This is a genomic window from Neisseria sp. P0001.S005, from assembly GCF_051963715.1.
Map to the genome: position 1 here is coordinate 1 of NZ_JBQCTZ010000127.1, position 10,121 is coordinate 10,121.

A 10,121-nucleotide genomic window follows, 5' to 3' on the forward strand; every position below is an offset into this window, starting at 1 on the left:
TCTTTGGTCAGCAGGAATTGGTTGGCATCGTCCAGAGTGAAGACGAATACGCCGTGACCGACAGTCAGTACCAGTTGAGTTTGCGGACCGTATAAAACATAACCTGCTGCCACTTGGTCGCGGCCTTTTTGCAGGAAGGATTCGGTAGTCAATGCACCTTCAGGTTTCGCCAAAATGGAGAAGATGGTGCCGACGGAGATGTTGACGTCGATATTGGAAGAGCCGTCCAGTGGGTCAAACAATACCAAATAGCCGCCGTTTTCGTGTGTGGCGACGTAGGTGTCTTCTTCTTCGCTGGCAAGACCGGCGATGTTGGAGTTCGCTTTTAAAACATCAATCATGATGTTGTTGGCGATGACATCGAGTTTCTTTTGGTCTTCGCCTTGGATGTTGCCGGTACCTGCCATGCCCAAAACGCCGGAAAGCGCGCCGAGGCGGACTTTGGCGTTGATGTCCAAACAGGCGGCGGCTACGGATTCCAGTACGCTGGCCAGCTCTTGCGGCAGTTTGTGTTCGGGCAGGTGTTGGGCTAAGAATTGGTTCAATGTCTTCATGGTTTCACTCTTTTCCTAAGTTTGAATCGAATATTTTTCAATTTCAGGCCGTCTGAAAACGGCGTGTTCATTTGGTTTTGCTCTCGGCCATGCCTAAAACTTCTTTAGTGCAGGCGATGCTGGTGTCTTTGATGCGTTTCTTCAGCTCGTCGCTCATGGAGTCGCTGCCGCCCAAAAGTGAGGTCGCTTCTTCAGGATTGATTTGGTCGACTGTTTTTTCGCCGATACAGCGGCAGATTTTTTCAGTGGTCGCAGAATCAAACGGGCTTTTTCCGGAAGCTTTTTCTACGCAGGCTTCGGTTGCCGAGCGGACAAATTCGGTGCGGAAACTTTGGGTAAATTCTTCTTTAAATTCGTTTTTTGCTGATTCGCTGCACGCGCAAAGCAGGAGCGTGCAGGCTAGGGGTGTGTGTATATTCATGAGTGGACGGCCGTTAATTGTTATGTTGTGAATTGTAGTGGAAAAAGGCTTAAATATAAAGGGTTAAGGCCGTCTGAACAGGTATGGCGGCAAAATCGAAGCGCTTGGGTATGCGTTCAGACGGCAGCGTTTATTTCGTTTTGCTTTCTAATACATAATGCGCGCAGGCATCTTGCGCCAAAATTTTGGCAAGTTCGGGCAGATTGTTTTGCAGCTGTTCGGCAAGCATATAGGGCGGGTTGATGACAAACATGCCGCTGCCGTGCATACCGAAGCCGTCACTGCGCGGCGTATGGACATGGAGTTCGGCGTGCAGATAATTGTCGGGAGCGATTTTTTTGAGTTCGTCCGGCAGTTTGCGGCTTTCTTCGCGGCTCAGGCAGGGATACCAAACCATGTAGCAGCCGGTTTCAAAGCGTTTCAAGGCATCTTTCAAGACTTGGACGACGCGGCGGTAGTCTTGTTTTTCTTCGTAGGGCGGATCAATCAAGACAGCGGTGCGGCGGGGCGGAGGAGGCAAGAGTGAAATCAGGCCCTGATAACCGTCCGCTTGGCTGACTTGCACTTTGCGCGGCGGACGGACTTCGCGCATATTGTTTTGCAAATGGACAAAATCGGCAGGATGCAACTCAAAGAGGCGCATTTTGTCGCTGTCGCGCGTGAGCGCCTGTGCCAGCCAAGGCGAGCCGCAGTAAAGGTTATCTTGCGGCAGTATTTGTTTCAGACGGCCTACAAATTCGGCCAATTCGGCAGGCAGCTTGTCAACTTGTTCCAAGAGTGCAATGCCTTGTTTGTATTCGCCGACTTTTTGCGCTTCATCGCCGCTCAAATCATACAAACCGGCACCGCTGTGCGTATCGATATACCAATAAGGCTTGTCTTTGCGGTTGAAATATTCGAGGACGAGGAAAAGGGTAAAGTGCTTGAGCATATCGGCATGGTTGCCGGCATGGAAGGCGTGGCGGTAGCTAAGCATGATCGGGCTGCGGAAATAAAAATCCGATTATACCCCAAACCATCGCCATTACCGCTTTCAGACGGCCTTTGTGCCTGGAAAATGCTACAATATCCGCCTTATCGTACCATCGGAAAGAAGACATCATGTTTACAGGCATCGTACAAGGCATGGGCAAAATTACAGACATCGCCCAACCTTCGCCCGACTTTCGTACCCACACTGTCGAGCTGCCCCCCGAAATCGCCGACAATCTGCAAATCGGCGCTTCTGTCGCCAACAATGGCTGCTGCCTGACCATTACCCGAATCGACGGCAACAAAGTCAGCTTTGATTTGATGGACGAAACCTTACGCAAAACCAATCTCGGTAGCTTGAAAGTCGGCGACAGTGTCAATTTGGAACGCGCGGCACGATTTGGCGATGAAATCGGCGGCCATGTGATGAGCGGTCATGTGATGGCGGTTACCCGAATTTCCCGTATCGAATCCAGCGAGTTCAACCGTACAGTTTGGTTTGAGCTGCCGGAAAACCTCAAGCCCTACATCCTGACCAAAGGCTTTGTCGGTTTGGACGGTTGCAGCCTGACCATAGGCGAAGTCAGCGACAGCGAATTTTGCGTACACCTGATTCCGGAGACTTTGGAGCGTACCCTGTTTGGCAGCCGCAAAGAAGGCGACCTCATCAATATTGAAATCGATCCGCAAACCCAAGCCGTTGTCGATACCGTGATGCGTGTATTGGCTCAAAAGGCCGTCTGAAAAAAGAAAGCCGAAATGAAATTATCTAATTTTTTGAAAAAAGCGAATTCCGTTTTAAACCGTCTGGATTTAATCCTGCCTGACGAAGCCGGTAAAACCGACTGGCGCGCTTTGGCCTACCGTTGGCACAGTGTGGGCAAAAAAGGTATTTTGGAAAGCCTGCCGCGTCCGCATACGTTTCCTTTGAGTAGATTGGCGGCAGTCGGTTCGCAAACCGACAGGCTGAAACGCAATACCGAGCAATTTTTGGCAGGTCGCCCAGCAAATAATGTCTTGATGACCGGCGCGCGCGGTACGGGTAAATCCTCCTTGGTTAAAGCGTTGTTGCACGAATATGCAGATCGCGGCCTGCGACTGATTGAGGTGGACAAAAGCGATTTGATCAGTCTGCCGGCTTTGTTGACGCTGTTGTCCGAGCGTCCCGAGAAATTTATCGTTTTCTGCGATGATTTGTCGTTTGAAAGTGGTGATGAAACCTATAAAGCCTTGAAAACTGCTTTAGACGGCGGTCTGTCGCAACGTTGCACCAATGTTTTGGTTTATGCTACTTCCAACCGTCGTCATTTAATTCCCGAATACATGGATGAAAACGGCGGTACTACGGGCATTCGCGGCGAAATTCATCAGAAAGAGGCTGTTGAGGAGAAAATTTCCCTTTCCGACCGTTTCGGCTTATGGTTGAGTTTTTATCCTTTCGACCAAAACGATTATTTGACTGCCGTAGCCAACTGGTTGGACGATTTCAATGTGCCTTTTGACGATACGGCACGCCAAGCCGCGTTGCAATGGGCGCAAATGCGCGGCAGCCGTTCGGGCCGCTCGGCATGGCAGTTTGCCTGCGACTGGGCAGGTCGGTTGCCGGAAGAAAGAGTGCTGGATTAAGGCTGAAAAAGTAAAGGCCGTCTGAATATGGTTTCAGACGGCCTTTTTGTATTTTTATTTATCCATCAGCGCAAGCATGAGGACAACCATTGCTGGCGTTGGCGCGGATTGAGCAGATGATAGAGGCGGTATTGGATTTCCATTTCATCCACCGCGTAGTCCATGCTGGAGAGGTAGCGGTTTTCAACATAATCACGGGCGGCGTTTGAGTCGAATGAATCGCCGGAGAGGATTTTGATGATGGTTTGGCGGCGGTTGCGGTCGGAGCGTACGGTTTTGCGGTAGGCTTTATCGTTGATTTGTTTGAAGTCGGTACGCAGGCGGCGCAGGGCGGCGTGTTGGTCGGCGGATAAATTGAGCTGTCGGATGTCGCAATTCGGGTGGAAGTCGTCCAAAGTGGCCAGAAACGGACCGGCGTGTGCAGGCAGACTGGAACAGAGTAGGGCGAGTGCTAAGAAAATAAAAGTCGGATAGCGGGAAAGTGCAACAGACACGGTGTTTTCCTAATGTTTCATCAGGTTTGGAAATATAACCGATAAGCGTGTGAAAGGCAGTATCAATGCAGTTAACTTTTGTTAATGATGTTAGATTTTTTTGAATGTGTATGTAATCTAATAATTTATTTTCAAAGCCTTACTATGTGATTATAAGTTTCATTAATGTATATGAAATGTAAATTCACAAAAATGACGGCAGAGACGTTGTCGGCGGCATACAACATAGGGTTAAAAATGCGATAATGACAAAGGAACACACTTTAGGAGAATAAACATGACCGACTACCGTATTGCCCCCAGTATTTTGTCTGCTGATTTTGCCCGTTTGGGCGAAGAGGTTGCCGAAGTTATCCGCGCCGGTGCGGATTTGATTCATTTTGATGTGATGGACAATCATTACGTGCCGAATCTGACTTTCGGCCCTATGGTTTGCGCAGCTTTGAAACCGTATGCAACCGTGCCGGTCGATGTGCATTTGATGGTTGAGCCGGTGGACGATTTGATTCATGCGTTTGCCAAAGCCGGTGCCAATATCATTACCTTTCATCCGGAAGCCAGCCGCCATGTCGACCGCAGCTTGGGTTTGATTAAAGAATACGGCTGTCAGGCAGGTTTAGTATTGAATCCTGCTACGCCGGTCAATATTCTGGAAAACGTTTTGGACAAACTGGATATGGTGTTGCTGATGTCGGTCAACCCGGGCTTTGGCGGACAAAGCTTTATCCCGAATACGCTGGTGAAAATCCGCAAGGTACGTGAGATGTTGGACGAGTATGAACGGCAAAGCGGCCGCCATATCGTATTGGAAGTCGATGGCGGCGTGAAGACAGACAATATTGCTGAAATTGCGGCGGCAGGTGCGGATACGTTTGTTGCCGGTTCGGCGATTTTTGGCAAAGCGGATTACAAAGCCGTTATCGATGAAATGCGTCAACAGTTGGCGCAAGTCGGATAACTAAGCCGGGATATTCTTGGTTTTTCAAACTTTGGAATAACAATATTGAATATTAAAGGCCGTCTGAAATGATTTTCAGACGGCCTTTTGTTTTAGCCTAAACCCTTACAGCGGCCATTTCAATGCAGGATTACTTTCAATGACTGCTTTGAATTGGTTTTGAATACGCTCAATCGCTTCTTGCGTATCCGCTTCAAAACGCAATACCAAAATCGGCGTGGTATTGGAAGCACGCATCAGGCCGAAGCCGTCAGGGAATTCAACGCGCAAGCCGTCGATGGTGATAATTTCGGTCGCACCTTCAAACTTGGCATTGGCAGCCAGCTCTTCAATCACTTTGTGGCCGTTGCTTCCTTCCGGCAGGTCGATGTTGAGTTCCGGAGTGGAAATGCTTTGCGGCAGCTTGTTCAATACTTCGGACGGATTGTCGAAGTTAGACAGGATTTCCAAGAGGCGTGCGCCGGCATACATGCCGTCGTCGAAGCCGAACCAGCGTTCTTTAAAGAAAACGTGGCCGCTCATTTCGCCGGCAACCAGTGCGCCGGTTTTTTTCATGGTGGATTTGATGAAGCTGTGGCCGGTTTTTTCCATCACAGGTTCGCCGTCGTGTTCTTTAATCCAAGGCGCGAGCAGACGGGTAGATTTGACGTCGAAAATCACTTTGGCTTTAGGATTGCGGCTCAACACGTCTTGCGCGAAAAGCATCAGTTGGCGGTCTGGATAGATGATGTTGCCGTCTTTGGTGACCACGCCCAAGCGGTCGGCATCGCCGTCAAATGCCAAGCCGATTTCGGCATCGCTGTTTTTAAGCTCGACGATGAGGTCTTGCAGGTTTTTCGGTTTGGAAGGATCAGGGTGGTGATTAGGGAAATTGCCGTCCACTTCGCAGAAAAGTTCGGTAACTTCATTGCCCAAACCTTTGTAGAGTTTGCCTGCAAATGCGCCGCCGACACCGTTGCCCGCGTCAATCACGATTTTCATCGGGCGTTTGAGCTTGATATGGCCGACGATGTTGTTGTGGTATTCGCCGGAGATGTCTTTTTCGGTTACGCTGCCTTGTTTGTCGGCGGCAACAAAACCGTCTTTTTCAATAATGGCTAAAAGTTCTTGAATGGCTTCTCCTGCGAGCGTGTCGCCGCCGAGCATCATTTTGAAACCATTGTAATCAGGCGGATTGTGGCTGCCGGTAATCATTACGCCGCTGCCGCCGCATTCGTTGATGGCTGCGAAGTAAAGCATAGGGGTGGCAACCATGCCGACGTTGAGGACGTCGATGCCGCTGTCTGTAAAACCGCGTTGAATTTGTGCCATCAGGCCGGGGCCGCTCAAACGGCCGTCGCGGCCGAGTGCGATGCGTGTAATGCCTTTTTCGGAGGCTTTGGTGGCAATGGCTTTGCCGATTAAGTAGGCAGCTTCGTCGGTCAGGGTCTTACCGACGATGCCTCGGATGTCGTAGGCTTTGAAAATGTCGCGGGCGATATTTGCCATGTCGATTTCCTTTGAATTTAAGGGAAAATAATAGGCGTTATTCTAACACGGCTAAAAGGCCGTCTGAAGAATTCAGGCGGCCTTTTGTCGTTACATCAAAGAACAGTGTTGTTTGGACGAATCAATTGTTGAAAGTGTTGCACTGGTTAATGTCGCCGCTTTCCAAGCCGCGTTTGAGCCAAGTCATGCGTTCTTCGGACGAGCCATGGGTAAAGCTGTCGGGAACGACATAGCCCTGAGCCTGTTTCTGCAAGCGGTCATCGCCGACGGATTCGGCAGCCAGCATCGCTTTTTGAATGTCTTCGGCTTTGAAGATATTGTTGTTGACGGCGTAGTGTCCCCAAATACCGGCGAAGCAGTCGGCCTGCAATTCGAGTTTGACGGAAAGAGCATTGGCCTCTTTCTTGCCGACTTGCTGTTGCATTTTGTGGACTTTAGGCAGAATGCCGAGCAGGTTTTGAACGTGATGGCCGACTTCATGGGCAATAACGTAGGCAAACGCAGCATCGCTGGCCGATTCGAGCTTGGTGCGCATGTCTTCGTAGAAGCTCAAATCCAAATAAACTTTTTGGTCGCCCGGGCAGTAAAACGGGCCCATGGCAGATTGGCCCGTACCGCAGGCGGTGGACGTACCGCCTTCATACAACACCATGGTTGCCGGTGTATAGCGTTGGCCGTGTTGTTGGAAATATTTGCTCCATGCTTTTTCCGTATCGGCAAGGACAACGCGGGACAGTTCGTTCAATTCGGCTTCTTGTTGGCTGTCGAGTCGGGAAGCTTGCTGGGTAGGAATGCTCATCGAAGATGAGCCGCCAACCAAACCGCTCAAATCCACGCCGTAATATGCGCCGATCAAAACCACGATAATGCCGAGTATGCCCGGTGTTTTGCCGCCACCGCCGCCGCGGCTTCCGCGGCGATCTTCGACGTTTTGGCTTTGTTCACGACCTTTCCAATCCATAATGCGTATCCTGTGTAGTTTTCATGCGGCGGATTATACTATGGAATGCCAAATGTGTTTGATCGAGTTGTGAATATTGCTTGAGGCCGTCTGAAAATGCGACATCTGGAAAGTGAAAACGGCAGTATCTTTCAGACGGCCTTGGTGTTTGTTAGAATGAATAAACCTACTATTGGGAGATATAAGATGAAAGTCAGCAGTAAAGCTATTGTCAACGGCGAATTTGAAGACAAATACGGCAAGCGCGGCAGCCAGTTCAGCCCGAGCGGTATGCCTTCTTATTCGATTCCTTTTGAGATCGAAGATGTACCTGAAGGAATAAAATCGTTTGCCGTGGTGTTGGAAGACAAAGATGCCATTTCAGCATCGGGTTTCGTATGGACGCATTGGTTGATTTCGGATTTGAAACGTACTTTCGTGGCAGAAAATGAAAGTATTTCTGCAACAGATTTTACGCAGGGTGCAAACACTTGGGCGAGCGCATTGGGTAAATTTGAAATTGAAGAGGCTTCTTTTTACGGCGGTATGGCGCCACCGAACAACCGCCATCGTTATGAACTGATTGTGTACGCGCTGGATACCGTTTTGGATTTGCCGCGCGGTTTCCGCTTTAATGAGCTGCATTTTGCCATGCAGGGCCATGTTTTGGATTCGGCATGCGTGGTCGGTACTTATGATGTATGACGGTATGCGTCATTATTGAAAACAGCCTGTCCGTTTTTAATTCGGACAGGCTGTTTTTATGGGAAATCAAATCAATTAAACCACTTCGGCTTTAGTGATGATGACAGGTTCGCTCGGTACGTCGTCGTGGTAGCCGTGACGTTTGGTAGAAACGCCTTCGATAGCATCGACAACGTCAAAACCGTCAACGACTTTACCGAATACGGCATAGCCCCAGTCTTGGACAACGGTTTTGCCGTACAGCTCTTTAGAACGGAAGTTCAAGAAAGCGTTGTCGGCAGTGTTGATGAAGAATTGCGCGCTGGCAGAATGAGGATCGGAAGTACGTGCCATGGCGATGGTGTATTTCTCGTTAGGCAAACCGTTGGATGCTTCGTTTTGAATCGGATCACGGGTTTCTTTTTCGTTCATGTTTTCATCCATGCCGCCGCCTTGAATCATGAAGCCTTTGATGACGCGGTGGAAGATTACGCCGTCGTAGAAGCCGTCTTTAACGTATTGCTCGAAGTTTTTAGCAGTAACGGGGGCTTTGTCGAAATCGAGTTCGATTTTGATGTCGCCTTTGTTGGTGTGCAGGATAATCATGGGTTTCCTTTCGTTAGAATCCGGTTTTGAATCATTCGTTAAATTGTGTCTGAACGACAAACTTCAAGGCCGTCTGAAAAATATTCTTTCAGACGGCCTTGTTGTTTAGGTTGATGGTTTACATCAGTACAGCATAAGCCCACAGAGCAACCAATACTACGCAGAGGATGTTCAGCAATAAGCCGACATTCATCATTTCGCGTTGCTTGATTAAGCCTGTACCGAACACAATCGCGTTAGGCGGTGTGGCAACCGGCAACATGAAGGCACAAGATGCACCGACACCGATGACGAATACCAAGACTTGTTCCGGCAGACCCATTTGCGCGGCAATGCTGGCGAAAATAGGCACAAGCAGGGCGGCGGAAGCCGTGTTACTGGTGAACTCGGTCAGGAAGATGATGAAGGTGGCAACCACGAAAATCACCAGCAATGCAGGAGAATGGGAGAATGTGGAAGCAACTTGCTGACCCAATGCTTCAGATGCGCCAGAAGATTGCAGCAACGCGCTCAAGCTGATACCGCCACCGAAGAGCATCAATACACCCCAGTCGGTATTACGGGCAACTTCTTTCCATTGCGCCACGCCGAATACGACGACGGCAACGGCGGCAATCAGGGCGATAACGGTATCGGGGTTGGAAATACCGAATGCGGCTTTGATTTTGGAGCTGAATACCCAAGCGATGGCGGCTGCCAAGAAAATCAACAACGCGATAACGCGGTGCAAAGTCCAAGGGATAGATTCGGCTTTAACTTCCACGCGCTCGTTCAAATTAGGTTTGAGGATGACGTACATGGAGAACAGCATCAACGGCAGAATCAACAGCATCATCGGCAGGCCGAGCTTCATCCAGCCGACGAAGTCCAAGTTCAGCGCTTTGGCGGCAATCATGTTCGGCGGAGAACCGACCACGGTACCCAAGCCGCCGATACTGGCGCAGTAGGCGATACCGAGCAGGACGAAAACGTAGGTTTTGCGTTCTTTTTCTTGATCGAGGTGGCTCATCATACCCATTGCCAAAGGCAGCATCATCGCGGCAGTCGCAGTGTTACTGATCCACATAGACAGGAAGGCGGTAACGGCAAACAGCATCAATACGGCAACTTTCATATTGCCGCGGGACAGGCGCAACAGGCTGACGGCGATTTTACGGTCGAGACGTTGCATGTGCAGTGCGGTAGCAAGTGCGAAGCCGCCGAAGAAGATGTAAATCGTCGGATCAGCAAAGCCTGCCATTGCTTTTTTGATGTCCATATCCGGGAAGCCGAGTACAACGGCAAGGATAGGGATCATCAGCGCGGTAACGGTAATGTGTACGGCTTCGGTAAACCAAAGTGCCGCAACGAAAATCAACAGCGCGATACCTTTGTTGGC

General features: G+C 49.8%; 11 protein-coding genes and 1 pseudogene. 4 read left to right on the forward strand and 8 right to left on the reverse strand.

Features of this window, described 5'->3' with window-relative positions; translation table 11 throughout:
• The 3 genes and pseudogenes from ACTHSP_RS13790 to ACTHSP_RS13800 all read right to left on the reverse strand — a co-directional run.
• Window positions 1-554, reverse strand: a pseudogene (locus ACTHSP_RS13790) (class 1 fructose-bisphosphatase); the annotation flags it as partial.
• Between the two features lie 67 nt (window positions 555-621).
• Complete coding sequence (locus tag ACTHSP_RS13795) at window positions 622-975, reverse strand: hypothetical protein (protein WP_314511532.1); 354 nt, start codon at window positions 973-975, stop codon at window positions 622-624.
• A gap of 130 nt (window positions 976-1,105) precedes the next feature.
• Window positions 1,106-1,951 carry a 23S rRNA (adenine(2030)-N(6))-methyltransferase RlmJ gene (locus tag ACTHSP_RS13800; RefSeq protein WP_314511533.1) on the reverse strand — a complete coding sequence of 282 codons (846 nt, stop codon included), beginning with the start codon at window positions 1,949-1,951 and terminating at the stop codon, window positions 1,106-1,108.
• 125 nt (window positions 1,952-2,076) lie between these two features.
• Between ACTHSP_RS13800 and ACTHSP_RS13805 the strand changes: the two genes are divergently transcribed.
• Both ACTHSP_RS13805 and ACTHSP_RS13810 read left to right on the forward strand, forming a co-directional pair.
• Window positions 2,077-2,691 carry a riboflavin synthase gene (locus ACTHSP_RS13805; protein WP_070589828.1) on the forward strand — a complete coding sequence of 205 codons (615 nt, stop codon included), beginning with the start codon at window positions 2,077-2,079 and terminating at the stop codon, window positions 2,689-2,691.
• A gap of 15 nt (window positions 2,692-2,706) precedes the next feature.
• On the forward strand, window positions 2,707-3,573 hold the full coding sequence (locus ACTHSP_RS13810; protein WP_314511536.1) for an ATP-binding protein: 867 nt from the start codon (window positions 2,707-2,709) through the stop codon (window positions 3,571-3,573).
• Between the two features lie 65 nt (window positions 3,574-3,638).
• Here the strand turns inward: ACTHSP_RS13810 and ACTHSP_RS13815 are convergent, their stop codons facing one another.
• The gene (locus tag ACTHSP_RS13815; RefSeq protein WP_049336552.1) at window positions 3,639-4,067 is read right to left on the reverse strand and encodes a Spy/CpxP family protein refolding chaperone; all 429 of its coding nucleotides are present in this window, start codon (window positions 4,065-4,067) and stop codon (window positions 3,639-3,641) included.
• Between the two features lie 277 nt (window positions 4,068-4,344).
• On the opposite strand from ACTHSP_RS13815, the gene rpe reads away from it, so the two are divergent.
• On the forward strand, window positions 4,345-5,025 hold the full coding sequence (gene rpe / locus ACTHSP_RS13820) for a ribulose-phosphate 3-epimerase (protein WP_314511538.1): 681 nt from the start codon (window positions 4,345-4,347) through the stop codon (window positions 5,023-5,025).
• 105 nt (window positions 5,026-5,130) lie between these two features.
• On the opposite strand, the gene ACTHSP_RS13825 is transcribed toward rpe, so the two are convergent.
• Both ACTHSP_RS13825 and ypfJ read right to left on the reverse strand, forming a co-directional pair.
• Entirely contained in the window at window positions 5,131-6,513 is a 1,383-nt protein-coding gene (locus tag ACTHSP_RS13825; RefSeq protein WP_440346290.1) for a phosphomannomutase/phosphoglucomutase, read from the reverse strand.
• A gap of 121 nt (window positions 6,514-6,634) precedes the next feature.
• Window positions 6,635-7,474, reverse strand: coding sequence for a KPN_02809 family neutral zinc metallopeptidase (gene ypfJ, locus ACTHSP_RS13830; RefSeq protein ID WP_440346291.1), 840 nt, complete (start codon window positions 7,472-7,474; stop codon window positions 6,635-6,637).
• Window positions 7,475-7,660: 186 nt separating this feature from the next.
• Between ypfJ and ACTHSP_RS13835 the strand changes: the two genes are divergently transcribed.
• A complete protein-coding gene (locus ACTHSP_RS13835) occupies window positions 7,661-8,158 on the forward strand; it encodes a YbhB/YbcL family Raf kinase inhibitor-like protein (RefSeq protein ID WP_440346292.1) in 498 nt (165 codons plus the stop codon).
• A 75-nt stretch (window positions 8,159-8,233) separates the two neighbouring features.
• On the opposite strand, the gene ACTHSP_RS13840 is transcribed toward ACTHSP_RS13835, so the two are convergent.
• Together ACTHSP_RS13840 and ACTHSP_RS13845 are read right to left on the reverse strand one after the other, a co-directional pair.
• Window positions 8,234-8,743 (reverse strand): peptidylprolyl isomerase, encoded by a 510-nt coding sequence (locus ACTHSP_RS13840; protein WP_004519830.1) that lies wholly within the window; start codon window positions 8,741-8,743, stop codon window positions 8,234-8,236.
• 118 nt (window positions 8,744-8,861) lie between these two features.
• Window positions 8,862-10,121: SLC13 family permease (locus ACTHSP_RS13845; protein WP_440346293.1), on the reverse strand; the 1,260-nt coding region annotated here is incomplete at its 5' end.

Coding starts and splice junctions, on each gene's coding strand:
- ACTHSP_RS13795 (WP_314511532.1), bottom strand. CDS start 975: ATGAATATACACACACCCCTAGCCTGCACGCTCCTGCTTTGCGCGTGC.
- ACTHSP_RS13800 (WP_314511533.1), bottom strand. CDS start 1,951: ATGCTTAGCTACCGCCACGCCTTCCATGCCGGCAACCATGCCGATATG.
- ACTHSP_RS13805 (WP_070589828.1), top strand. CDS start 2,077: ATGTTTACAGGCATCGTACAAGGCATGGGCAAAATTACAGACATCGCC.
- ACTHSP_RS13810 (WP_314511536.1), top strand. CDS start 2,707: ATGAAATTATCTAATTTTTTGAAAAAAGCGAATTCCGTTTTAAACCGT.
- rpe (WP_314511538.1), top strand. CDS start 4,345: ATGACCGACTACCGTATTGCCCCCAGTATTTTGTCTGCTGATTTTGCC.
- ACTHSP_RS13825 (WP_440346290.1), bottom strand. CDS start 6,513: ATGGCAAATATCGCCCGCGACATTTTCAAAGCCTACGACATCCGAGGC.
- ypfJ (WP_440346291.1), bottom strand. CDS start 7,474: ATGGATTGGAAAGGTCGTGAACAAAGCCAAAACGTCGAAGATCGCCGC.
- ACTHSP_RS13835 (WP_440346292.1), top strand. CDS start 7,661: ATGAAAGTCAGCAGTAAAGCTATTGTCAACGGCGAATTTGAAGACAAA.
- ACTHSP_RS13840 (WP_004519830.1), bottom strand. CDS start 8,743: ATGATTATCCTGCACACCAACAAAGGCGACATCAAAATCGAACTCGAT.